General features: G+C 75.4%; 25 protein-coding genes. 10 read left to right on the top strand and 15 right to left on the bottom strand.

Features of this window, described 5'->3' with window-relative positions; genetic code table 11:
• Positions 1 to 46 precede the first annotated feature (46 nt).
• From PHK61_RS04865 to mshB, 3 genes are read right to left on the bottom strand one after another with little or no spacing between them, the layout of a single operon-like run.
• Positions 47 to 877: a hypothetical protein gene (locus tag PHK61_RS04865; protein ID WP_274279841.1), complete on the bottom strand. Its 831-nt coding sequence runs from the start codon at positions 875 to 877 to the stop codon at positions 47 to 49.
• Positions 878 to 906: 29 nt separating this feature from the next.
• On the bottom strand, positions 907 to 1,431 hold the full coding sequence (locus tag PHK61_RS04860) for a hypothetical protein (protein ID WP_274279840.1): 525 nt from the start codon (positions 1,429 to 1,431) through the stop codon (positions 907 to 909).
• Entirely contained in the window at positions 1,428 to 2,288 is an 861-nt protein-coding gene (mshB, locus tag PHK61_RS04855) for an N-acetyl-1-D-myo-inositol-2-amino-2-deoxy-alpha-D-glucopyranoside deacetylase (RefSeq protein ID WP_337993920.1), read from the bottom strand. Before mshB ends, PHK61_RS04860 begins: the two co-directional genes overlap by 4 nt.
• A gap of 63 nt (positions 2,289 to 2,351) precedes the next feature.
• On the opposite strand from mshB, the gene PHK61_RS04850 reads away from it, so the two are divergent.
• Positions 2,352 to 2,909 carry a GNAT family N-acetyltransferase gene (locus PHK61_RS04850; protein WP_274279838.1) on the top strand — a complete coding sequence of 186 codons (558 nt, stop codon included), beginning with the start codon at positions 2,352 to 2,354 and terminating at the stop codon, positions 2,907 to 2,909.
• Between the two features lie 4 nt (positions 2,910 to 2,913).
• Here PHK61_RS04850 and PHK61_RS04845 read toward each other — a convergent pair whose 3' ends face one another.
• The 6 genes from PHK61_RS04845 to PHK61_RS04820 all read right to left on the bottom strand — a co-directional run bounded on the left by PHK61_RS04845 (position 2,914) and on the right by PHK61_RS04820 (position 10,900).
• Positions 2,914 to 3,921: an ABC transporter ATP-binding protein gene (locus PHK61_RS04845; protein WP_274279837.1), complete on the bottom strand. Its 1,008-nt coding sequence runs from the start codon at positions 3,919 to 3,921 to the stop codon at positions 2,914 to 2,916.
• Positions 3,918 to 4,952 (bottom strand): ABC transporter ATP-binding protein, encoded by a 1,035-nt coding sequence (locus tag PHK61_RS04840; protein ID WP_274279836.1) that lies wholly within the window; start codon positions 4,950 to 4,952, stop codon positions 3,918 to 3,920. Before PHK61_RS04840 ends, PHK61_RS04845 begins: the two co-directional genes overlap by 4 nt.
• A 53-nt stretch (positions 4,953 to 5,005) precedes the next feature.
• Positions 5,006 to 5,947 (bottom strand): ABC transporter permease, encoded by a 942-nt coding sequence (locus PHK61_RS04835; RefSeq protein WP_274279835.1) that lies wholly within the window; start codon positions 5,945 to 5,947, stop codon positions 5,006 to 5,008.
• Positions 5,940 to 6,866 carry an ABC transporter permease gene (locus PHK61_RS04830; RefSeq protein ID WP_274279834.1) on the bottom strand — a complete coding sequence of 309 codons (927 nt, stop codon included), beginning with the start codon at positions 6,864 to 6,866 and terminating at the stop codon, positions 5,940 to 5,942. The genes PHK61_RS04835 and PHK61_RS04830 overlap by 8 nt, the downstream gene beginning before the upstream one ends.
• Positions 6,867 to 6,920: 54 nt before the next feature.
• On the bottom strand, positions 6,921 to 8,519 hold the full coding sequence (locus PHK61_RS04825; RefSeq protein ID WP_274279833.1) for a peptide ABC transporter substrate-binding protein: 1,599 nt from the start codon (positions 8,517 to 8,519) through the stop codon (positions 6,921 to 6,923).
• Between the two features lie 167 nt (positions 8,520 to 8,686).
• Entirely contained in the window at positions 8,687 to 10,900 is a 2,214-nt protein-coding gene (locus PHK61_RS04820) for an ABC transporter substrate-binding protein (RefSeq protein ID WP_274279832.1), read from the bottom strand.
• A gap of 168 nt (positions 10,901 to 11,068) precedes the next feature.
• Between PHK61_RS04820 and PHK61_RS04815 the strand changes: the two genes are divergently transcribed.
• A complete protein-coding gene (locus PHK61_RS04815) occupies positions 11,069 to 11,407 on the top strand; it encodes a hypothetical protein (RefSeq protein ID WP_274279831.1) in 339 nt (112 codons plus the stop codon).
• Here PHK61_RS04815 and PHK61_RS04810 read toward each other — a convergent pair.
• Positions 11,373 to 11,783 carry a (deoxy)nucleoside triphosphate pyrophosphohydrolase gene (locus PHK61_RS04810; RefSeq protein WP_274279830.1) on the bottom strand — a complete coding sequence of 137 codons (411 nt, stop codon included), beginning with the start codon at positions 11,781 to 11,783 and terminating at the stop codon, positions 11,373 to 11,375. The two genes, PHK61_RS04815 and PHK61_RS04810, sit on opposite strands and share 35 nt — an antisense overlap.
• Positions 11,784 to 11,826: 43 nt before the next feature.
• On the opposite strand from PHK61_RS04810, the gene PHK61_RS04805 reads away from it, so the two are divergent.
• From PHK61_RS04805 to PHK61_RS04790, 4 genes are all read left to right on the top strand, one after another.
• Positions 11,827 to 12,129, top strand: a complete 303-nt coding sequence (locus PHK61_RS04805) for a 4a-hydroxytetrahydrobiopterin dehydratase (RefSeq protein WP_274279829.1) — start codon at positions 11,827 to 11,829, stop codon at positions 12,127 to 12,129.
• Between the two features lie 4 nt (positions 12,130 to 12,133).
• Entirely contained in the window at positions 12,134 to 13,345 is a 1,212-nt protein-coding gene (locus PHK61_RS04800) for an MFS transporter (protein ID WP_337993931.1), read from the top strand.
• 67 nt (positions 13,346 to 13,412) lie between these two features.
• Complete coding sequence (locus PHK61_RS04795) at positions 13,413 to 13,556, top strand: hypothetical protein (RefSeq protein WP_274279828.1); 144 nt, start codon at positions 13,413 to 13,415, stop codon at positions 13,554 to 13,556.
• Positions 13,557 to 13,676: 120 nt separating this feature from the next.
• Entirely contained in the window at positions 13,677 to 14,225 is a 549-nt protein-coding gene (locus PHK61_RS04790; protein ID WP_274279827.1) for a hypothetical protein, read from the top strand.
• On the opposite strand, the gene PHK61_RS04785 is transcribed toward PHK61_RS04790, so the two are convergent.
• Both PHK61_RS04785 and PHK61_RS04780 read right to left on the bottom strand, forming a co-directional pair.
• Positions 14,222 to 14,833 carry a hypothetical protein gene (locus PHK61_RS04785; protein ID WP_274279826.1) on the bottom strand — a complete coding sequence of 204 codons (612 nt, stop codon included), beginning with the start codon at positions 14,831 to 14,833 and terminating at the stop codon, positions 14,222 to 14,224. The two genes, PHK61_RS04790 and PHK61_RS04785, sit on opposite strands and share 4 nt — an antisense overlap.
• 126 nt (positions 14,834 to 14,959) lie before the next feature.
• Positions 14,960 to 15,670: a GPP34 family phosphoprotein gene (locus PHK61_RS04780; protein ID WP_274279825.1), complete on the bottom strand. Its 711-nt coding sequence runs from the start codon at positions 15,668 to 15,670 to the stop codon at positions 14,960 to 14,962.
• A 187-nt stretch (positions 15,671 to 15,857) separates the two neighbouring features.
• On the opposite strand from PHK61_RS04780, the gene PHK61_RS04775 reads away from it, so the two are divergent.
• Positions 15,858 to 16,898: a sigma-70 family RNA polymerase sigma factor gene (locus tag PHK61_RS04775; protein ID WP_274279824.1), complete on the top strand. Its 1,041-nt coding sequence runs from the start codon at positions 15,858 to 15,860 to the stop codon at positions 16,896 to 16,898.
• Here PHK61_RS04775 and PHK61_RS04770 read toward each other — a convergent pair.
• Complete coding sequence (locus PHK61_RS04770) at positions 16,873 to 17,316, bottom strand: MarR family winged helix-turn-helix transcriptional regulator (RefSeq protein ID WP_274279823.1); 444 nt, start codon at positions 17,314 to 17,316, stop codon at positions 16,873 to 16,875. The genes PHK61_RS04775 and PHK61_RS04770 overlap by 26 nt on opposite strands.
• 59 nt (positions 17,317 to 17,375) lie before the next feature.
• Between PHK61_RS04770 and PHK61_RS04765 the strand changes: the two genes are divergently transcribed.
• Positions 17,376 to 18,548: a cytochrome P450 family protein gene (locus PHK61_RS04765; RefSeq protein WP_274279822.1), complete on the top strand. Its 1,173-nt coding sequence runs from the start codon at positions 17,376 to 17,378 to the stop codon at positions 18,546 to 18,548.
• 9 nt (positions 18,549 to 18,557) lie between these two features.
• Here PHK61_RS04765 and PHK61_RS04760 read toward each other — a convergent pair whose 3' ends face one another.
• Complete coding sequence (locus tag PHK61_RS04760; protein WP_274279821.1) at positions 18,558 to 19,451, bottom strand: SMP-30/gluconolactonase/LRE family protein; 894 nt, start codon at positions 19,449 to 19,451, stop codon at positions 18,558 to 18,560.
• Between the two features lie 265 nt (positions 19,452 to 19,716).
• On the opposite strand from PHK61_RS04760, the gene PHK61_RS04755 reads away from it, so the two are divergent.
• Positions 19,717 to 20,736, top strand: coding sequence for an LLM class flavin-dependent oxidoreductase (locus PHK61_RS04755; protein ID WP_274279820.1), 1,020 nt, complete (start codon positions 19,717 to 19,719; stop codon positions 20,734 to 20,736).
• A 39-nt stretch (positions 20,737 to 20,775) separates the two neighbouring features.
• A complete protein-coding gene (locus tag PHK61_RS04750; protein ID WP_274279819.1) occupies positions 20,776 to 21,063 on the top strand; it encodes a putative quinol monooxygenase in 288 nt (95 codons plus the stop codon).
• A gap of 6 nt (positions 21,064 to 21,069) precedes the next feature.
• Here the strand turns inward: PHK61_RS04750 and PHK61_RS04745 are convergent, their stop codons facing one another.
• The gene (locus PHK61_RS04745) at positions 21,070 to 21,855 is read right to left on the bottom strand and encodes an alpha/beta fold hydrolase (RefSeq protein WP_274279818.1); all 786 of its coding nucleotides are present in this window, start codon (positions 21,853 to 21,855) and stop codon (positions 21,070 to 21,072) included.
• Between the last annotated feature and the right edge of the window lie 4 nt (positions 21,856 to 21,859).

Here is a 21,859-nt window from a genome sequence, read left to right as displayed (position 1 = left end):
GATTGCCCCACAGGACGATGGCGGCCGTCACACCGGGGCGCCGCCGTCAGGCCCGGCCCTGCTCGCGCGCCACCCAGCGGGCCGCCGCGCGCGCGGCGCGCTTGAGGCCCGAGCGCTCGCCCCGGTAGCTCGCGGGCGCCCCGACCACGGGCAGGTTGGCCAGCGCGCGCCAGAACCGGTTGCCCTGCGGGCGCCGGTCGAGCTCGCCCTGCAGTCCCCACAGCGTCTTGCCCATGCGCCACACGGCGCCGGCCAGGCCCGCCAGGCGGCCCCGTTCCTCCTTCTGGCCGTCGACGCCGCCCGCGAGCTCGCCCGCCTCGCGCTCGACGTCGACGCCGTGCGGATCGCCGTGGCGGTGCGGGTCGACGTCCCGGCCGAAGAGCACCGAGGCCAGCAGACGCACCTGGTCGTCGCGGCGGTCCATCCCGTGCTCGCTCGCGATCGCGCAGACGACGAGGCCCTGGGCGGCGAGCCCGAGGATGTCCGACACCGGCAGCCGGCGCGCGAGGGCGCCGCCGATGCCGGGCACCGCCGCGACCGCCGACGTGAAGCGCCCGACGCGTGACACCCACCACTGGTCGCGCTCCTCGGGGCTCATCGCCTGCCAGCGCGGCGTGCCGGGCAGCTTCGAGGTGGCGAGCCGGTCGAGCACGCGGGCCCGGCCGGTGCGCGCCACGCGTCCGGCCCGCCCGATCCGGCTCGTGGGCGCGGTCTCCGGGGCGCGCCCCTCGTTCTCGTGCAGCTCGACGGCCCGGCGGCGGGCGAGGCGTCCGAGGCGGAACGGGTCGGCGTCACGCAGTCCGCGCAGCACCGGACCGGTGGCGGCCACGAACGGGCGCAGGACGCGGACGACGTGCTCGTCGGGGATGGCGGGCATGGCGGCTCGTTTCCCGGGCGGAGCCCTGCTCAACCGTCGGCGGGCACCCGGCTCGCGCCCCTGTGCTCCACACGGCGGCGCGCCGAGGTCCACGACAGGGCGAGCGCGCCGGGCAGCACGCCGGCGGCGAGCAGGAGGATCGCGCGCCAGTCGGGCGGGAGCACCCCGGCGCCCGCGGGGCTCCACAGCCCGGCGACGAGGACCGTCAGCGTCCACGCCGCGAGCGGCACGAGCGGCGCCCGGCTCGCGGGCCACGCCGCGTCGGCGGCGAGCACGAGCACCGGCGTGGTGACCAGGGCGACGACCGCCGCGAGCGGCAGCGGCACCCCGTCGGCGGCGGTGCGCAGGGTCAGCCACGCCATCTCGGTCCACGCGAGCAGCACCGCGTCGAGCGCGAGGAGTGCGAGGACCACGACGGGGAGCACGGTGCCGCCGGGGCGGGAGCGAGGGTCACCCTCGCTGCGCCCCACGCACCCAGGGACTCCCTCGCTGCTCGCGGCGGCGCCCTCGCTGCTCGCGGCGGTGCCCTCGCTCGCGGCGGTGCCCTCGCTCACGACGGCGGGAACAGGTCGTCCGCGGGGCTCTGGGGGCCGCGCAGGTGCACGAAGCACTCGGTGGGCAGGACCGGCTGGGCCAGGTCGTTGGACAGCACGAACACCGGGGGCTCGCTGCCGTCGTCGTACACGGTGATCTGCGTGGCGTGGGCGCGCAGGGCGGCCAGCTTGGCGACGCGGGCGGCGCCCAGCGCGACGCGGGTGGTGATCGTCGCGTCGGGCACCGTCGGCAGGTCCTCGACCGGCGGGACGGGGACCGGCAGCCACGACCGCCGGCGCAGGACGGCGAGGCCGGCCTCGACCTCGTCGTGGGCCGCGGCGGTCGCGACGACGGTGACGGTCGTGGCGTCGGGGTCGACGGCCTCGACCGCGGCCAGGGTGATCTCGTGGGCGCGCACGTGGTCGGGGTGGCCGTAGCCGCCGTGCGCGTCGTAGGTCACCACGACGCGGGGCTCCACCTCGCGCAGGATGTCGACCAGGGCCTTGACCTGCGCCTCGAACCCGTCGGGGGCGGCGAGGGCGTCGGGGTCGATCGAGGCCGGGGCCGCGGCGAGGATGCCCTCGCCGACCCGGACCATCCCCGAGTCGCGCCAGGTCCCGGTGCCGGCGAGCCAGCGCCGGTCGGTGACGCCCAGCGCCGCGCAGGCCCGCCTCAGCTCACCCTCCCGGTACTCGCCCAGCGCGTCGCCGGTGAGGTGCCGCAGGCCGGGCGGGATCACCTCGCCCTCCTCGCCGCGGTTGCACGTCACGAGCGTCACCGGGATGCCGGCCGCGACGGCCCGCGCCATCACCCCGCCGCAGGTGATCGTCTCGTCGTCCGGGTGGGCGTGGACGAGCAGCAGCGGACCGGGGCTCACCCGGGGCACGGTAGGCCGTCCGGGCGCGCGCGACCGGTGCGGGTGGGACGAGACTCGGGCGTCGTGACGGAGCTGACCTGGTCGGTGTCCTGGGAGACCGAGCTCGCCGACGCCGCGCACGGCCCGCTGGCCGCGCTCCTGGCCCGCGCGTACGCCGGGCACGCGGCGCGGTTCACCGACGGCCGCAGCTGGGCCGGCGCCCGCCCGGAGCTGCGCGTCGTCGCCCGGGACGCCGCCACGCCCGTCGCCCACGCGGGGATCGTGCGCCGCTTCCTGCGCGCCCTGCCCGCGGGCCCCGACGTCCTGGTCGGCGACGTCGGTCTCGTCGCCGTCGACCCCGAGCACCACCACCGCGGGCTCGGCACGGCGCTGATGGCCCGCGTGGTGGACGTGCTCGTCGACCTCGACGTCCCGTTCGGGTTCGTGTCCTGCGGGCCCGACGTCGAGCCCTTCTACCGCGCGGCGGGCTGGACGCGGCTGCCCGGCGTCGCCGTGCACCTGATCGACACCCACCACCGCCTCCGGGCCGACACCGACCCCACGATGGTGCACGCCGCCGGCCGGCCGCTCTCCGCGTGGCCCGCAGCTCAGGTGTTCGCCCGCGACGGCCAGCTCGTCTGACGAGCTACTCCGCGCGCACCAGGTGCGGGGGCTCGGCGAAGTGGCACGCCGTGGGGTGGTCGGTCGAGGCGCGGTCCTCGAGCGCCGGCGGGTCCTGCGCGCAGATCGCCGCCGCCTTCGGGCAGCGCGTGCGGAAGCGGCACCCCGAGGGCGGGTCCGTCGGACTCGGGACGTCGCCCTCCAACCGGATCGCGTGGCGGCGCCCGCGCAGCGAGGGGTCGGGCACCGGCACCGACGACAGCAGCGCCTGCGTGTACGGGTGGCTCGCCCGCCGGTAGATCTCCTCGGCGGTGCCGGTCTCCACGATCGACCCGAGGTACATCACCGCGACGCGGTCGCACAGGTGCCGGACGACGCCGAGGTCGTGGGCGATGAACAGGTACGCCAGCCCGAACTCGCGCTGCAGGTCCGACAGCAGGTTGAGCACCTGCGCCTGGATCGACACGTCGAGCGCCGACACCGGCTCGTCGCAGACGATGACCTTGGGGCGCAGGGCGAGCGCGCGGGCGATGCCGATGCGCTGGCGCTGCCCGCCGGAGAACTGGTGCGGGTAGCGGCGGATGTGCTCGGGGTTGAGCCCGACCACCTCGAGCAGCTCCTGCACGCGCCGGCGGCGGTCGCTCTTCGGCGCCACCTCGGGGTGGATGTCGAAGGGCTCGCCCACGATGTCGCCGACGGTCTTGCGCGGGTTCAGCGACGTGTACGGGTCCTGCAGGACGATCTGCATGTCGCGGCGCCACGCGGTGAGGGCCGCGCCGCGCTTGGCGAAGAGGTCCTCGCCCTCGAAGGTCGCGGTGCCGCTGGTCGGCGGGGTGAGGCGCATGAGCACCTGGGCGAGCGTCGACTTGCCGCAGCCCGACTCCCCGACCACCCCGAGCGTCTCGCCGGGGTGCAGGTCGAGCGAGACGCCGTCGACGGCGCGGACGTGGCCCACGGTCCTGCGGAACACCACGCCGCGGGTCACCGGGTAGTGCTTGACCAGGTCGCGGACGCTCAGGACCGGTCGGCTCACCGGGACACCACCTCGTGCGTCGTCGGACGGTCGGGGCCCTGCGCGACGAAGCGCTCCGCGAAGTGGCACGCGGCCTGGTGCGCGTCGCCCAGCTCCCGCAGCACCGGCACCTCGTCGGTGCACACGTCCTGCGCGTGCGCGCAGCGCGGGTGGAACGGGCAGCCGTCCGGGATCGCCGACAGGCTCGGAGGCAGGCCCGGGATCGGGCGCAGCGGGATACCGGCCCCACCCCGACCCCGGTCGTCGACGCGCGGCACCGAGTCCATCAGCCCCCGCGTGTACGGGTGGGCGGGGTGGGCGTAGAGCGAGGCGGCGTCGGTGTGCTCGACGATCCGGCCCGCGTACATCACCGCGATCCGGTCGGCCACCTCGGCGACGACCCCGAGGTCGTGGGTGATGAGGATCAGGCCCATCCCCCGCTCGCGCCGCAGCTCGTCGAGCAGCTCCATGATCTGCGCCTGCACCGTGACGTCGAGCGCCGTGGTCGGCTCGTCGGCGATGAGCAGCTCGGGATCGAGCGCGAGCGACATCGCGATCATCGCGCGCTGGCGCATGCCGCCGGAGAACTGGTGCGGGTACTCCCGGACGCGCTGCTTCGCGTTCGGGATCCTGACGAGGTCGAGCATCTCGGCGGCCCGCACCATCGCGTCCCTGCGCGACATCCCGCGCCGGAACCGGAACTGCTCGGCGATCTGGAACCCCACCGAGTACACCGGGTTCAGCGCCGACAGCGCGTCCTGGAAGATCATCGCCATCGACTCGCCGCGCAGCAGCCGGCGACGCTCGGGGTCGGCGGAGAGGAGCTCCTCGCCGCGGAAGCGCACCGCCCCGCCGGTGATCCGCCCGGGCGGGGTGTCGAGGATGCCCATCACCGTCTGCGCGGTGACGCTCTTGCCGGAGCCGGACTCGCCGAGCACCGCGAGGGTCTCGCCCTCGTCGACGTGGTAGCTCACGCCGTTGAGCACCGACGCGGTGTCCCGGCCCTGGCCGAACTCGACGCGGAGATCGTCGACCTCGAGCAGCGGGGACACGGAGCGATCAGGGGAGCACGCCGATAGGGGAGCTGGACCATCGGTCGGGGCCATCAGCGTCCCCTCGGGTCGAAGGCGTCACGGACGGCATCGCCCAGCATGACGAAGGCGAGCACCGCGACGACCAGGAAGGCGGCCGGGAAGAACAGCGCCTGCGGGATGTCGGCGACGCGCTCCTGCGATTCGGAGATCATCACGCCCCAGGACACCACGGGGTCGCGCAGGCCGATCCCGAGGAAGGACAGCGTGGCCTCGGCGCCGATGAACACCCCGAACTGGATGGTGGCGAACACCAGTACCGGGGCCAGGGTGTTCGGCAGGATGTGGCGGGCCACGATGCGCCACGGCCCCGCCCCGAGCGCGCGGGCGGCCCTGACGTAGTCCTGCTGCGTCGCCTCCAGCGCCGCCGCCCGCATGATGCGCATGGCCAGCGGCCAGGACAGGACCACGATCGTCAGCACGACCTGGGTGACGATGCGGACCTCGCCGACGATCTGCCCGGGCTTGTTGAACGTCGTGAGGATGACGATGCCGCCGAGGATGAACGGCAGGCCGGCGAACACCTCGGCGAACCGCGAGATCAGGCTGTCGCCCCAGCCGCCGACGTAGCCCGCGACGAGCCCGGCCATCGACCCGAGGACGACCGTGCCCAGGCTCGCGAGCAGCCCCACGGTCAGCGTGGGCGCGGCGCCGTGGATCGCTCGCGCGTAGATGTCGTGACCCTGGAGATCCCGGCCGAAGATCGCGTCCGGTGACGAGTCGGCGCCGGAGAGGGCGAGGTCGGCCGCCTGCGGGTCCACCGAGGTGAACAGCGACGGGGCCACCGCCATCACGAGCAGGACGCCGATGAGCGCCGAGGCGGCCCAGAACAGGGGGCGGCGGCGCAGCCGGTCCCACCCGTCGGCCCACAGCCCGCCCGCGGGCTCGGCGCCCGCGCCGGCGCCCTCGGGCCCGGCGGCCCCGGCCGGGCGGAGGGCCGGTGCGGTGTCAGTCATAGCGGATCCTCGGGTCGAGCACGGCGTAGAGCAGGTCGACGAGCAGGTTCGCCAGCAGGAACACGATGACGAGCAGGCCGACGATGCCGACGACCGTGGCGATGTCCTGCTGCTCGATCCCGCGATACACCAGCCCCCCGATGCCGCGGATGTTGAACACGCCCTCGGTGACGATGGCCCCGCCCATGAGCGCGCCGATGTCGTAGCCCAGGAAGGTCACCACCGGGATCAGCGAGTTGCGCAGCATGTGCACCCCGACCACCCGGCGCCGCGGGAGGCCCTTCGCGATCGCGGTGCGGACGAAGTCGGCGCGCCGGTTCTCCACGAGGCTCGTGCGCGTCAGCCGGGCCACGTAGGCCATCGACAGGCTCCCCAGCACGAACCCGGGGACGAGCAGCTGCCCGATCGTCGGGTCCCCGGGGACCGAGGTCCGGATCCAGCCCAGCTCCACCCCGAGCACCTGGCGCAGGACCAGGCCGGTGACGAACACCGGCAGGGCGATGAGGACCAGCGTCGAGACGAGCACGAGGTTGTCGACGAACCCGCGCCCGCGCAGCCCGGTGAGCACGCCGGCCGCGATGCCGATGACCGCCTCGATGGCCACGGCGACCAGCGCGAGCTTGATCGTGACCGGGTAGGCGGTCGCGATGAGCGTCGACACCTCGGTGCCCGAGAAGGTCTGCCCGAAGTCCCCGGTCAGCAGGGCACCCAGGTACTTGAGGTACTGCACGATCACGGGGTCGTCGAGGTTGTAGCGCTCGGTCATCTGGGCGACGTAGGAGGCCGAGCACTCCCGCTGCCCGCACTTGCCCGCGAACGGGTCGTCGGACAGGCCCCAGACCAGGTAGTAGACGATGAACGTCGTCCCGAGGAACACCGGGACGAGCTGCAGCAGGCGCCGCAGGGTGTAGCGGCCCACGGCATCCTCCTTCGGGGCCCGGCGTCACGGCCCCGCGACCGTACGTCGGTGGGACTAGCCCTGCGGGTTGAGCCGGTAGGTCGTGGTGTCCTGCCGGTTCAGCGGGTTGTGCTCGGCCTCGGCCACGCGCGCGGAGTTGCCGTAGATCACCGGGCGGCTCCACAGCGGGATGTTCGGCATGTCGTTCAGCACGAGCCGCTCGGCCGCTGCGTAGCCCTGGTCGGCGGCCGCGATGTCCGGGGCCTGGTCGGCCTGGCTCAGCGCGGCGTCGACGGCCGGGTTGGAGTAGACGTAGTCGTTCGTCGAGGCGTTCGTGCGGTAGAGCTGGGTCAGGAACGTCTCGATGCTCGGGTAGTCGCCCTGCCAGCCGTTGCGGAACAGGCCGGTGAACCCGCGGTCGTTGGCCAGCCGTCGCTGCTCGGAGAACGAGGGCACCGGGGTGTACCGGGCGTCGATCCCGAGGGTCTGGCGGATGCTGTTGGCCACGGCCTGCATGTACGGGTCGTGCCCGCCGTCGGAGTTGGCGGTCAGCGTCAGCGGCCCCTGGAAGCCGCCGGCCTGGGCGAGCAGCTGCTGGGCCCGCTGCGGGTCGAACGTGCAGAACTCGCCGCACTGGTTCGGGACGAAGCCCTCGGCCGCCGACGTCGCGTAGCCGGTCGCGGGCCGGTAGACGCCGCCGAAGATCTGGTTGACGATCGCCTGGCGGTCGATGGCCATCGAGATGGCCTTGCGCAGGTCCGGGTTCGCGAAGCGCGGGTCGTAGAGCGGGAAGCCGAGGGAGTCGGTGACCAGGCCCTCCTTCTGGTGGGCCCCGGCGCCGAGGTCGGTCCGCCACCGGTCGCCGGCCAGGGCCGCGCTGGGCATCGCGCGGATGTGGTCGAGGTTGCCGGACACGACGTCGTCGTAGGCGGTCTGGATCTCGGAGTAGACGCGGAACTCCAGGCGCTGGGCCTGCGGCTTCACCGAGCCCGCGTACTGGTCGTTGCGCACCAGCGTCAGGCTCTGGTTCGGCGTGCGGGACTCGAACCGGAACTCGCCGTTGCCCACCGGCGCGGCCTCGTAGCCGGGGCGGTCGGTGAAGAACTTCTGCGGCATCGGGTAGTACGCGGAGTACCCGAGCGTCAGCGGGAAGATCGTGAACGGCGCCTTGAGCGCCACCGTGAACGTCTGCGGGTCGACCACGCGCAGCCCGCGCATCGTCGGCGCGGTGGGGGCCTCGGTGGAGACCTCGTCGTAGCCGTCGATCTTCTCCATGAACGACTGGGCCTCGGCGGCGTTGGGGCCGTAGGCGGTCCAGTTCCAGGAGTCGACGAAGCTCTGCGCCGTCACCGGGGTGCCGTCGTGGAACGTCCAGCCCGGCTTGATCCGGATCGTGAAGTTCCGGTTGTCCGTCGTGGTGATCGACTCCGCCACCTCGTCGGTGGGGTCGGCGGTGTTGACGTCGTACTTCACGAGCCCGGCGAACAGCGCGTCGATGACGTCGCCGCCGTTCTGCTCGGTGGTGTTGCCTGGGATCAACGGGTTCTCGGGCTCGCCCCACTCGATGCCGATCGTCCGGGCGGACTGGTCGTCGCCGCCCCCTCCCCCGCCGCACGCGGTGGCGACCAGCGCCACGGCGAGCGATGCGGCCACGATCGTGACCAGCCGGCGCACGCGCAACGTTCCTCCTCGTGGTGGTAGCACGGACGACTCGCTCGCGCGGGGCAATCGACCGATCACCGCGCGTGACTCGACCGCACGCAACCTAAGGGTTTCCCCCGAATGCGGCAAGGTTTCCGGGAACGTTCACGTGAACCATCACGGGCGACATGGCGCGCGTGTCAGTTGATGCCGTCGTCCCCGCGCTGGGTCGCCGGCGGCGGCGTCCAGCGGTCGGCGCCGGCGAAGGGGCTCTCGGTGAGCGGGCCGATGACCACGTCCGTGCGGTCGGTGGGGCTGACCAGCACCGACGCCGCCTGGAACAGCGGGATCGTCGGCAGCGACGACCACAGCGCCGGCTCGGCGAGGGCGAGCGCCGTGTCGGTCGAGACCGTGCCGGCGGACGCGCCGTCGAGCAGCGCCTGCAGGGCGGGGTCGCAGAACCCGGTGGGCGTCAGCGCCTCGGAGGCCTGGGGCTCGGCGAGGTCCTCGGCGAGCTCCTCGACCTCGTCCGCGTCCGGGGTCGTCGCGGCCGTGGAGGGTCCGGCGGCGTCGGTGGACGTCGGTGCCGCGCCCGTGGCCGACGCGGCCGGGGCGGCGCTCGTCGGCGGCGACGTGCTCGTCGGCGCGGCCACCGTGCTCGGCGGCGGAACGGTCGCGCCCGGCGCGGTCGGGCCGACGTCGGCGGCGGCCAGGGCGACACCCTCGTCGGCGCCCGTGTGGCCCGAGGTGGCCGGCGCGCGGCCTCCGGGACAGCCGACGACCGACGCCAGGTCGGCGATCGGGTCGCCGCCGACGGGCAGGGCCTCGACGGCGATGTCGGCGACGGCGAGGTCCGACGGCGAGTTGGGCGTCGGCGGGACCGTGGTCGTGGTGGTGGCTGCGCCGCCGCTGCTCGGCCCCGCCCGCGACGGGCTGCTCGTCCCGCCGCCGGGCACCGGGGTGGGCGTCGTCGCGAGCAGCGCCCCGCCCGACGGGGTGGGGGTGCCCGTCGGGGGCGCGGTGGGGGCCGGGCTGGGCGCGCCCGGGGGCGTCCCCGTGGTCGTCGAGGCCGGCCCGCGCCCGGGCGCGAAGCCCGAGGTGCCGCCGTCGGCGACGACGACCGAGGCGATGCCGGCCGCGCGGAGCTGCGTACCGAGGGTCGCCATCAGCCGCCCGTAGGGCGCGACCTGCGGCGGGGCCGCGAGACGCAGGATCAGCGGCTGCCCGCCGCGCTCCCAGGTGCCGTTCTCGCCGCGGGTGTACCCGGCCTCGGTGAGCAGCCGGAACGTCTCGTCGACGTCCCGGCGCGCCGCGGGCGAGTCCGCGGGCAGCGTCGAGCGGTAGTCCTCCTCCGACGGCGCCCGGGCGAACGCGTCCGCGGGCAGCTGCGCCGACGGGCCGCCGCTGGTGCCCACCGCCCGCAGCGCCGAGCGGTCCATCGCCGACGCCACGGCCCGCCGCACCCGCAGGTCGGCGAGCGGGCCGTCGTCGCTGCGCAGCGCGAGCTGCACGAGCGCGGGCTCGGGCAGGGTGCGCACGCTGAGCTCCGACCCGACCGCCCGCAGCGCGGCGAGGTCGTCGGCGTCGGCCCGGAACTGCGTGGCCTGCACGTCGCCGGAGCGGACCCGGTCGATCAGCGACGGCGCCTCGGCGGCCTGGAAGACGATCTCGTCGGGGACCGACGGGGTGCCCCAGAAGCGGTCGTTGCGCGCGAGCGTGACCTGCCCGCGGATGCGGTCGACGACGCGGACCGTGAACGGGCCCGCCGAGACCGGGATGCTGTCGGTGAGCCCACCGCCCCACGAGCCGGGGGCGTCCTTGAGCAGGTGCGCGGGCAGCATGTGGTCGAACAGCGTCTGCCAGGCCGGGTAGGGCCGGTCGAACACCACGTCGACGGCCTTGCCGCCCGCGCGCGAGCGCACGTCGGTGATCGCGCGGTAGCCGGCGGCGCCGACCACCCCGGGCTGGCTGCGCATCTGCTGCCAGAGGTAGACGAAGTCCTCGGCCGCCACCGGGGCGTTGTCCGACCAGCTCGCCGCCGGGGCGATCTCGTAGGAGACGGTGAACGGCTCGGTCGAGGTGATGCGCGCCGAGGTCACCACCGCCGTGTCGAGCCGCGGCTCGCCGTCGGGCCCCGGCCGGAACGCCGACGGGAGCACCAGCCCGGCCATCGCGCGGGACAGCGGCGTGTCGTCGGCGACGCGGTGCGGGTTGAAGCCGACGCCCAGGTCGTCGACACCGATGCGCAGCTCGGTGGGGTCGGGCTCGAGCTGGGGCGTCGGGGCCGGCGCCGGCACGGGCACCTGGCCGACCACCGGCGGGGGTGCGCCGGAGCACGCCGCCAGGACCGCGAGGACGAGCGCCAGGGCGGGGAGGACGCGAACGACACCGACGGCACGTCGGGGACCGCTCACGCCTGGATCCGGCCCTTCTTCCTCGACAGACCGCTCGGTCGTCCCGATCGGCGGTCCGGAGCACTACCGAGAACCGGCCGTACCGGGGATCGTCATCGTGACACGGTCACCGCCGGGGCAGACCGACGGGTCTGGTCCCGACCCGGGAGCAGAGGTTAGCCTCACCTCATGGGCAAGGGCGCGAAGAAGAAGGGCCAGGAGCGCCGCGTGCCCGAGGTCGGCGGGAAGGCCGGCAAGAAGGCCGGCAAGAAGGCCGGCAAGAAGGCGGCCAAGCAGGCGACCGAGCAGGCGGGGCGGCCGAAGGGACCGGTGGTGCCGCTGCACCTCGTCCGCTATGCCGACGCCGCGCCGCTCACCGGCGCCAAGAAGATCAAGAAGAAGTGCTGCCGGTCGACACCGCGCTGCAAGGGCTGCCCGGTGCTGCTCATGCGCGCCGCGCGGCTGAGCGAGGCCGGCGTCACCGGCAAGGACCTCAAGAAGGCGCTGAAGAAGGCCCGGGCGGCCTGAGCAGGGTCGCGATCGCGGGCAGCACCGCGCGGTCGGCGTCCAGCCAGTCGATCCCGTCGAGGTCGTCGGGGCCCAGCCACCGCAGCGCGTCGTGCTCGAGCGCCGTCGGCTCCCCCGCCGCCCGGCACACCCGGATGCGCAGGACGCGCTCGCCGGGCAGCGGCACCTCCGGCCCGACCCGCTCGCCGACGCCGACGTCGTCGAGCGCCAGCTCCTCGCGCAGCTCCCGGGCCAGCGCGGTCGCCTCGTCCTCGCCCGGCTCGACCGCGCCGCCGGGCAGCTCCCAGCGTCCCGCGGCGACCGCCGGCCGGGTGCGGCGCGCCGCGAGCACCCGCCCGTCGCGCACGACGGCGGCGCCCACCACGACCCGGTCCACGTCGATCAGTGTGGCGGCCGTCGCGACGTGTCAGGATCCGGGCATGGCTGAACTCCTGAGCGAGGAAGCGATCGCCGACGCCCTGAAGGACCTGCCCGGCTGGCAGCGCGAGGACGACGCCACCATCGTGCGGTTCGCGAAGCTGCCGACCTTCCCGGAGGCGATCGCGGCCGTCGACGCGGTCGCCGAGCTCGCCGAGGCCGACAACCACCACCCGGACATGAACATCCGCTACAACAGCCTGAAGTTCAAGCTGTCGACGCACTCCGAGGGCGGGCTGACGGCCAAGGACACCGCCCTGGCCGCGAAGATCTCCGCGGAGCTCGACGCCCGCGGCGCGTCGTGATCCTCTGAGCGAGGCCCGCCCGGCGGACCTGTGGTCCGCCCCGTTCGTCGCCGTCCTCGTCGCGACGGTCCTCGCCTTCGGCGGCTACGCGCTGCTGCTGCCGGTCGTGCCCGTGCACGCCGCCGCGGGCGGGGCGAGCCCGGCCGCCGCCGGCGCCACGACCGGTGTGTTCATGGCGGCCACCGTCGCCGCCCAGCTCACGGTGCCCGCGGTGCTGCGGCGCACGGGGCCGCGGGCGGCGCTCGTCGCGGGCGCGCTGGCCCTCGGCGCCCCGGCGGTGCTGCTCGCCGCGACGTCGGCGCTGGGGGTGCTGATCGCGGTGGCCGTGGTGCGCGGCATCGGGTTCGGGCTGGTGACGGTGACCGGGGCCGCGCTCGTCGCCGACCTCGCCCCGCCGTCGCGGCGCGGGCGCGCGGTCGGCCTCTACGGGGTCGCGGTCGGCCTGCCCCAGCTCGTCCTGCTCAGCGGCGGGGTGTGGGCCTACGAGGTGCTCGACCCGACCGTGGTCCTGCTCGCCGGGGCCGCGATGCCCCTGGTCTCGGCGCTGTGCTGCGCGCGCCTGCCGACCACGCGGGCGGCGCCGCGCGACCGCTCCGGCGGCCTGCCCGTCGCCGTGGCGGTGCCCCCGTGGACGGCCATGGTGGTGTCTGCGGCCGCGGCCGGCGGAGTGATCACGGTGCTGCCGCTGTGGGCGCCCGACGGGTCGCCGACGGGGCTCGCGGGGGGCACGGCCACCGCGGCGATCGCGCTCGCCGTCCTCACCGCGGGCCAGCTCGCGGGGCGCGGGATCGCGGGCGAGCTCGCCGACCGGCGCGGCGCGCGCGTCCGCACCCCCGCCCTCACGCTCGTCGGGCTCGCCGTCGCCGCCCTGGGCGCCCTGGTGGTGGCGCTGGGCGGCACCACGGTGGCCGTCGCCGTGCTCGCCGGCGCGGCGCTCGTCGGCGCGGGCTTCGGGGCGGTGCAGAGCGACACGCTGCTCGCGCTGTTCGCCCGCGCCGGCCCCACCCGCTCCGGGGCGGCGAGCACCTGGTGGAACACCGCCTACGACGCCGGCACGGGCCTCGGCGCGGCGGCCCTGTCCGCGGTGCTGGGCGCCTCCGGCGGGTCGGCGGCGTTCCTCGTCGCCGTGGCGGCCTGCCTCCTCGTCGTGCCGGTGGTGCTCCGGAGCCGGGGCGCGCCGGGGGCCGCTGAGCGAAGGTCCCCCTCGGTCGACTAGTCGAGCGAGGGGCGCCCACCACCGGAACGCGGCTCCGCGCAGCTCCGTCGCGAGGGGCACGTCCCGCATGATCGACGTGCGCGCCGGCCTGCCGGACGTGCCGGTCGTCCCGGTCGTCCCGGTCGGCGGGGACACGATCGAGCACGCCGCCCGTCGCCCGTCCGGACGCCGCCGAACGCGCTGGGTCGAGCGGACACCTCCTCGCGGGTGATCCGCCTCCGCGTTCGGGCGAGACCGCGTCATCGCAGGTCACAAGCCCGGTGTCGCCCGCGATGTCCGGCTGCTCGGGTCGCTCGGAGATCACCCCGGCGCGACGTGCGTGGAGGCCGGCGTGGTGAAGAAGGTGCTGTTCGCGGCGCTGTTCGGCGCGGTCGTGATGCTGGGCTCCGCGCAGGCGGGCTACCTCGCGCCCGGGACGCTCTCCGAATCCGTCCCGGACGCGGCGCCCGCCCCGGCCGTGTCGAGCTCGGCCACGCCCGCGATCCCTCCGCCGGGCGGCTCGACGCCCGCCGGCCCCGCCCCGGTCCCGCCGGTGACGCCGAGCCCGGTGGGCGCCGCGACCGACGTGCCGGACCGCGCGGGCACGGCGACGGACGCGCCGAGCACCGGACGCGCGCCGACCGCCGGCGCGGACGGCGAGGCCGCCCGTTCCCCCGGCGGCCCGACCCGTGGCTCCGGCTCGTCCGGCGCGAATGGCGCGAACAGCGCGGGCGGCTCGAACGGCGGCAGCTCGAACGGTGGCAGCTCGAACTCCGGCTCGGGTTCCGGGTCCGGCGGCGGTCAGTCCGGCGGCGGTCGGTCCGGCGGCTCGTCGAACGGTTCGGCGGGCGGCGGCCCGGGCCTCTGCGTCGAGCCGCTGATCTGCGTCAGGGTCGGCTAGCTGCTCGCGACGGTGGGGCGCACCTCGAGCTCGGCGCGGCGCTCGCGCTCGGCCTCGCGCACCGCGGCGATGGTGTCGTCGAGCAGGGCGACGAGCATCCGGTCGCGGGCCTCGGCGTCGAGATCGGCCACGCGGGCGGCCACGAGCAGGTGGGCGCAGGCGTGGTTGACCGGCCCCACGTGCAGCAGGGTCGCCAGGCGGCCGCCGTCGCCCTCCTCGCCCCGCCCGCGACGGCGCGGCCGGACCTCGGCGCGGCGCTCGAGCCGGCGCTGCAGGCGGGGGAAGAACCGGTTGGCCGGATCGATCGCGAGGCCGGCGCGGGCGATCGTCGCGAGGACGATCGGCCGGACCTCGACGCCGGCGTCCCGGCCGAGACCGATCAGCGTGACCGCGCGGGTGCCCAGCTGCTGGCGGGCCGTCGACGACACCGCGTCGTTGACCTGCCACGCCACCGCCGCGAGCGCGGGATGGGTGCAGCGGGGGCGGTCGGTGAAGCGTTCACCGGCGAGCACGGATACGTACTCCATGAGACAACTGCCGGCCTCCGCGTCGCGGTGCGCGCCGGCCTCGAGGACGGGCAGGCCCTCCGGAGGGCTGGTGGACGTCATGGGAAGCTCCCCTCCCCGGCCCCGGGCCCTCGCGCCCGGTTCGGATGTCCTACCGTAATCCGTTTCGCGCCGCGCGACAGGGGGTCCGGTCGAGGGAATCGGCCGAGTGCAGCCACCCGGACGCGATCAGTGGTCCGAACCGATCACCGTGGTCGCGGTGAGGGCGGCGAGGACGGCCCCGACGGTCGGCGAGACGAGCCGGCGGATGTCCTGGGCGACGCCGAGCGACACGTACCGACCGTCGGCGACGGCCCGCGCCCGGCGCGCCGCGCGGGCGGGGTCGGACGGGCTCAGCTCGGGCACGCGCCGGCCGTGGTGCAGCAGCACGACCAGCATCGCGACGGCCTCGTCGGGCTCCTCGTCGCCCTCGAGGACGGCGCGGACGGCGGCGCGGTCGTGGTGCAGCGCGTCGACCTCGTACACGCGCAGCGCGGACCCGAACACCGGCATCGTCAGGTAGCCGAACACCCGGCGCGGCTCGCGGGCCGCGAGCCCGCGCTCGACCAGCCGGTCCATGGTCCGGCGGATCATCTGCGCGCCGCGGGGACCCGTCACGGCGCGCTGCAGGTCGGCCTTGGCGCCGCCGCGGGACACGAGGCCCTCGCCCACCCACCGCAGCAGGGGATCGGTGACCTCCACCGGTCCGCGGCGGTAGGAGGCGCCCGCGTCGAGCAGGGAGGCGTCGAGCAGCAGCTCCACCATCGCGGCGGCCACCAGCAGTCCCGCGGGCTCGGTGAGCGTGGACAGCGGGCGGCCGTCGTCGTCGCCGAGGACCCACGCGACCCGCTCGGGAAGCGTCAGGTCCGCGGTCCGGGACGACCACCGCTCCGAGCGCACGGAGACAGACTAGGCACGGACGTCCCCCACCCGAGTCAGCAGTCCCCGGATGACAGCACGCGGCGTCGAGTGGTGCGTCCGGCCGGGTCAGGGGCGTGCGCCGAGCGGCCCGGGACCGGTCGCGGCGGGTGACGTCGGCTCCCGGACGCCTCGGCGATGTCGGTCCCGCGCGGCACACTGCACGGTCATGAGCACGACCTCCGCGGACCCGGCCCCGGATCCCGACCTCGCCCGCGCACGGGCCGGCGACGACGAGGCGTTCGCCCGGCTGGTCGCGCCGCTGCGCCGCGAGCTGCACGCCCACTGCTACCGGATGCTCGGCTCGGTCCACGACGCCGACGACGCGCTGCAGGACGCGCTGCTGCGGGCCTGGCGGGCGATCGACCGCTTCGAGGACCGGTCCGGCCGGCCCGGCGCGCTGCGGTCGTGGCTCTACACGGTGGCCACCAACACCAGCCTCGACACCGCCGGGCGCCGCGGGCGCCGTGCGCTGCCGATGGACCTCGGCCCGGCGAGCGAGGGCGTCGTGGACGACCCGCCGCGCACCGAGGTGGCCTGGCTGGGGCCCTACCCCGACGACCCGGACGCCACGGTGCAGGAGCGCGAGACGGTCGAGCTCGCCTTCGTCGCCGCCCTGCAGCACCTGCCGGGCAACCAGCGCGCCGCGCTGCTGCTCATGGAGGTGCTGGGGTTCTCGGCGGCCGAGGTCGCCGCGATGATGGCGACGACGACGGCGTCGGTGAACAGCGCCGTGCAGCGCGCCCGCGCCACGCTGGCCACCAAGGTCACCGGCCCGAGCCAGCAGCGCACCCTGCGCGCCCTGTCCGACGCCTCGCTCGCCGCCACCGTCGCGCGCTACACCGCCGCGCTGGAGGCGGGCGACGCCGAGGCGCTGGTCGCCCTGCTCACCGCCGACGTCACGTGGACGATGCCGCCGAACGCCGCGTGGTTCCGCGGGCTGCCGGCCGTGCGGGCGTTCCTGGAGGCGGCCCCGCTGCGGACGGCGTGGCGCCACGTGCCCACGCGCGCCAACGGCCAGCTCGCCGTCGGCTGCTACACCTGGGACGGCGAGGAGCAGCTCTGGCGGGGCATGGTCCTCGACGTGCTGACGCTCGCCGAGGACGGGCGGATCGCCGAGGTCACCGCGTTCATCGGCCCCGAGCACCTGGCCCGCGCGGGCCTGCCCGCGACGCTGCCCGCCGTCACCCCGCCGACAGCTCCCGGATGAGCTCGTCGGTGCGCTCCTCGGCCGCCGCCAGGAACGCGCCCATGCGCTCGAGCTCCGCGGGGGCCGTGCCCGCGAGCAGGGCGGCGAGCCGGTCGTTGAGCGGGCCGTAGATCGCGCCGATGCGCGCGAGCGAGGCCGGGTCCGGCTCGACGAGCACGCGGCGGCGGTCGGCCGGGTCGGCGACCCGGTGGACGTGCCCGGCCGCGTGCAGGCGCTCGACCATCCGCGACGCGGAGCCGGTGGTGAGGTTCAGCCGCGCGGCGAGCGCGCCCGGGGTCGCGGGCCCGTGCTGCGCGAGCTCGTAGAGGCACTGCAGCTCGGTGGTGCCGACCCCCAGCTGCCCGGCGACGTGCCCGTTGAACTGCACGAGCCGCACGCTCCACGCCGCGAGCGCCGCGACGACCTCCTCGGGCTCCACCGCCACCTCCCTCGGGGATTTCACTGCACAGTGCAGCGAATGTGTGTCACAGTCTCTGCATGACGCAGCAATCGTCGCACGGCACCTGCCCGTTCACCGGCGGGACCCACCGCCCGGACGAGCCCTACCCCGGCCGGGACGTGCTGCGCGCCGCGGGGCCGGTGGTCCTCACGGAGGCGCCGGCCGGCGGTCCGGTCGCGGTGGTGACCACCGCGGCGCTCGCCCGGGTCGTCCTCGGCGACCGGCGGATCGTCACGGACACCGCCCTCGCCCCGTCCACGTGGGATCCGCGGGTCGCCGGTCTCGAGCCGGCCGCCGCCGACGCCCTGTCGCTGACCACGGCCGAGGGCGCGCCCCACGCCGCGCTGCGCCGGGCGCACGCCCCGATGCTCTCGCCGCGCCGGATGCGGGCCCGGGCCGGGGCGATGCGCGACGCCGCCCGGGAGCTGCTCGCCGGTCTCGGGGACACCGCCGACCTCACCGCCGACTTCACCACCCGCTACCCGCTCACGGTCGTCGGCGACCTGCTCGGCCTGCCCCGCGCCATGATCGACGACGCCGTGGACGCCTGCCGGCGCATGCTCGGTGACGCCGCGGACGCGGCGGCGGCGATGGGCGCCTTCGCCCGGCTCGGCGCGGCGGCGATGGAGCACGACGGCCTGGCCCGCGAGCTGCGCGGGCGCCTGCCGGCGTCGGTGACCGACGACGAGGTGCACTACCTGCTCTTCGCCCTGATCTTCGCCGGCCAGCTGACCACCGACATCGCGCTGGGCTTCCTGCTCGCGCGCGTCCTGACCGCGAGAGACGCAGCGCAGCGGAGCTCGACCCGGAGAGGCAGCCCGCCCGCCGACGTGCCCGCGCTCGTCGACGACGTCCTGCGCCGCGACCCGCCGGCACCGTTCTCGCTGTGGCGCTTCATCACCGAGGAGGTCGAGCTCGCGGGCGTCGTGCTCGCGCCCCGGACACCCGTGCTCGTCGACCTCGCCGGCCTCGCCGACGACCCCGGTGCGGGCCCGGGCAGCGGGATGGCCTTCGGCGCCGGGCCGCACGTGTGCGCGGGCATCCACCTCGCGCGCACCGAGCTCGCCGCCGCCGTCGACGTCGTCGTCACCGACTTCCCCGACGCGCGCCTGGCCGTGCCCGCCGCCGACCTGCGCCGCGTGGACCCCGGCGGGGTACAGGGCAGCCGGCTCGCCGCCCTGCCCGTCGCGGGCCTCCGGCCTCGCGCGTAGGCGGGCCCGTCAGGGCAGCGCGGCGTGCGGCACGTCGACCCGGGTGGCGAGCAGGACGGCCTCGCGCACCGGGCGGCGCTCGTGCTCGGCGAACGACGGCGCCGCGCACGCGTAGAGCGTCCGACCGTCCTCGCCGCCGAGCATGCAGGCGTAGACGCCGAGGCCGCCGGTCGGGCGCTCCTCGAGGATCGTGCCGCCCTCGGCGACGCGCAGGACCCGCTGGTGCAGGGCGTCGGCCACCCAGATCGCGCCCTCGGCGTCGCCGCCCAGCCCGTCGGGCGCGACGGTGAGACCGGCGAGGGCCTCGCCGACGTCGTCGGTCACCGGCGGCGGCGCGAACCGGGCCCAGTCGCGGCGGCGCGCGAGGCCGCCGTCGTCGGCGACGTCGAACGCGGTCAGGCGCGCACCGAAGGTCTCGGCGACGACGAGGACGCGGTCGAACAGCACCATCCCGTTGGGGAAGAGCAGGTCGTCGGCGATGGTGCGCGGCGTGCCGTCGGGGGCGACGTGGGTCAGCGTCGTGCGGGCGAGCGGGGCACCGCCCATGAGGTCGAAGCCGAAGTTGCCGACGTAGGCGCCGCCGCGGGCGTCGACGACCATGTCGTTGAGGTGGTGGCCGACCAGCCCCGACAGGTCGGCGTGCTCCACCAGGGACCCGTCGTGCTCGCGCCGCAGGATCCGGTGGTCGCGCATCGAGACGATCAACAGGCGCCCGTCGGGCAGGAAACCGAGACCGGAGGGCTGCTGGGGCACCTCGGCGATCACCTCGTGGCCACCGTCGGGGTCGATCGCGACGACCCGCTCGGTGTAGAAGTCCGAGACCCACAGCCGCCCGTCGTGCCACCGCGGGCACTCCAGGTACGACCACCCGTCGGACACCACGTCGAAGTCCTGCTGCGCCACGGCACTCCTCCTCGAGCCACGATGGTCCGAGCAAGATCGAGGGGTCGGGGGCGGGGTGTCAACCCCCGGGACCTGCGAATCCGGACCGCCCGACCGGCGCCCGACATTGCGTGTCTCTCGATCTCTGCGAGGTACACCGCCCTCCTCGGCGCTCGTCGTCCGCGACCCCGACAGTCCAGCTCGAGCTCTTCTCCATGGACCAGGGCTGACCCGGTGCCGGGCCCCGGGTCGGAATGCCGCCCGGGGCGCCGCCGTTGGTTGAAGCGTGAAGAAGATCGGGTTCCTCTCCTTCGGGCACTGGTCGCCGTCGTCGGCGTCGATGGTCCGGTCCGCGCAGGACGCCCTGCTGCAGTCGATCGACCTGGCCGTGGCCGCCGAGGAGGCGGGCGCCGACGGCGCGTACTTCCGCGTGCACCACTTCGCCCGCCAGCTCGCCTCGCCGTTCCCGCTGCTCGCGGCGGCGGCCGCGAGGACGAGCCGGATCGAGCTCGGCACCGGCGTGATCGACATGCGCTACGAGAACCCGCTGTCCATGGCCGAGGACGCCGGGGCCGCCGACCTGATCTCCGGCGGACGCCTGCAGCTCGGCATCAGCCGCGGGTCGCCCGAGCAGGTCATCGACGGCTACCGCTACTTCGGCCACACGCCGCAGGACGGCTCGACCGACGCCGACATGGCACGCGACCACACCGCGCGCTTCCTCGACGTCCTGCAGGGTGAGGGCTTCGCGCAGCCCAACCCGCGCCCGATGTTCGCGAACCCGCCCGGCCTGCTGCGCCTCGAGCCGTACGCCCCGGGGCTGCGCGACCGCATCTGGTGGGGCGCCGGCAGCCGCGCCACCGCGGAGTGGACGGCCGAGCAGGGCATGAACCTCATGAGCTCGACGTTGCTCACCGAGGACACCGGCGAGCCGTTCCACCGTCTGCAGGCCGAACAGATCCAGCGGTTCCGTGACGCGTGGGCCGCGGCCGGTCACGAGCGCGAGCCGCGCGTGTCGGTCAGCCGCAGCATCTTCCCGATCGTCAGCGACCTCGACCGCCAGCTGTTCTGGCGCGAGCGGCACTCCACCGACCAGGTCGGCCACCTCGACGGCGGCGACGCCCGCTTCGGCAGGACCTACGCCGGCGAGCCCGACAAGCTCGTCGCCGAGCTGGCCGAGGACGAGGCCATCGCCGCGGCGGACACGCTGCTGCTCACGGTGCCCAACCAGCTCGGCGTCGACTACAACGCCCACGTCGTCGAGAGCGTGCTCACCCACCTCGCCCCGGAGCTGGGCTGGCGCTGACCTCTGTAGGACTTTCTGGTCCTACGGTAGGATCGGCCGATGCTCATCATCGCGGGACACGTCCAGGTCGCCCCGGAACGCCGCGACGCGCTGGTCGCGGAGTTCGCCGACCTCGTGCGGCGCGCACGTGCCGCGCCGGGGTGCCTGGACGTGGCCGTGACCGCCGACTCCGTCGACCCCGGGCGGATCAACAACTTCGAGCGCTGGGCGTCGCAGGACGACCTCGACCACTGGCGCTCGATCGCGCACGCGCGCGACATCGGCGACGAGGTGCTCGACGTGCAGGTCAGCCTCTTCGACGCCTCGAACGAGCGTCCGCCGTTCTGAGACCGGTCACGCACCCGCGGTGAACCGGAGGACCTCGGCGGTGAAGAGGTCGGTCCCGGTGTCCATGGCCACGTGCCCCTGGCCGGGCATGACGACGATGCGGGAGTCGGGCAGCGCCTCGTCCACGGCCTCGACGGCGGTGCGGTAGTCGGCCGGGCTCGCGTCCCCGCGCAGCACCAGCGTCGGCACCGGGAGCTCCCGGAACCGCTCCGCATCGAACCGATACGCCTCGGTCGCCCGCAGCTCCCGCGGGATGGTGTGCGCTGCCGCCATGCGCGCCTGCCACACGGGCAGGGACCGCGTGGCCGCCACGACCTCCGGCGGCACGCCGGCGACCTCGCGCCCCATCGTCGCCACCACGCCGTCCCGGTCCTCCGCCCGCAACAGGGTCTCGAGCCGCTCGATGACCTCGGGTCGTGCGGCCGCCATCCCGATCGCGGGCTCGTAGAGCACCAGGGCCCGGACGTTGCGGGAGAGCAGGGTGGCCTCGAGGGCGCACAGCCCCCCGTACGAGTGGCCGAGCAGGGTCGCCGGCTCCCCCAGCGCGTCCACGACGGCGGCCAGGTCCTCGAACTCCCGCTCGAGCGCGTAGTCCGTCGCGTCGCCGCTGGCGCCCCGCCCGCGCCGGTCGATCGCACAGACCGTGTGGTGCTGCTCCAGCGCCGGGAGGACGGGAGCCCAGCGGCTGTGGTCGGCGGACGTCCCGTGCACGAGCACGAGCGGCGGCCCCTCCCCGCTGCGCCACCAGGCGATCGGCGTGCCGTCCCGGGACGTGACCCTCTCCAGGCACATGACG

The sequence above is a fragment of the Actinomycetospora lutea genome (assembly GCF_028737205.1).
GTDB classification, from domain to species: domain Bacteria; phylum Actinomycetota; class Actinomycetes; order Mycobacteriales; family Pseudonocardiaceae; genus Actinomycetospora; species Actinomycetospora lutea.
The sequence above is the reverse complement of the archived record's forward strand: the minus strand, read 5'-3'. Positions and strand labels throughout refer to the sequence as shown.

What these genes read in the sequence shown, in the direction of transcription:
- PHK61_RS04865 (WP_274279841.1), bottom strand. Translation starts at nt 877, where the DNA reads ATGCCCGCCATCCCCGACGAGCACGTCGTCCGCGTCCTGCGCCCGTTC.
- PHK61_RS04835 (WP_274279835.1), bottom strand. Translation starts at nt 5,947, where the DNA reads ATGACTGACACCGCACCGGCCCTCCGCCCGGCCGGGGCCGCCGGGCCC.
- PHK61_RS04815 (WP_274279831.1), top strand. Translation starts at nt 11,069, where the DNA reads ATGGGCAAGGGCGCGAAGAAGAAGGGCCAGGAGCGCCGCGTGCCCGAG.
- PHK61_RS04805 (WP_274279829.1), top strand. Translation starts at nt 11,827, where the DNA reads ATGGCTGAACTCCTGAGCGAGGAAGCGATCGCCGACGCCCTGAAGGAC.
- PHK61_RS04795 (WP_274279828.1), top strand. Translation starts at nt 13,413, where the DNA reads ATGATCGACGTGCGCGCCGGCCTGCCGGACGTGCCGGTCGTCCCGGTC.
- PHK61_RS04785 (WP_274279826.1), bottom strand. Translation starts at nt 14,833, where the DNA reads ATGACGTCCACCAGCCCTCCGGAGGGCCTGCCCGTCCTCGAGGCCGGC.
- PHK61_RS04775 (WP_274279824.1), top strand. Translation starts at nt 15,858, where the DNA reads ATGAGCACGACCTCCGCGGACCCGGCCCCGGATCCCGACCTCGCCCGC.
- PHK61_RS04765 (WP_274279822.1), top strand. Translation starts at nt 17,376, where the DNA reads ATGACGCAGCAATCGTCGCACGGCACCTGCCCGTTCACCGGCGGGACC.
- PHK61_RS04750 (WP_274279819.1), top strand. Translation starts at nt 20,776, where the DNA reads ATGCTCATCATCGCGGGACACGTCCAGGTCGCCCCGGAACGCCGCGAC.
- PHK61_RS04745 (WP_274279818.1), bottom strand. Translation starts at nt 21,855, where the DNA reads ATGTGCCTGGAGAGGGTCACGTCCCGGGACGGCACGCCGATCGCCTGG.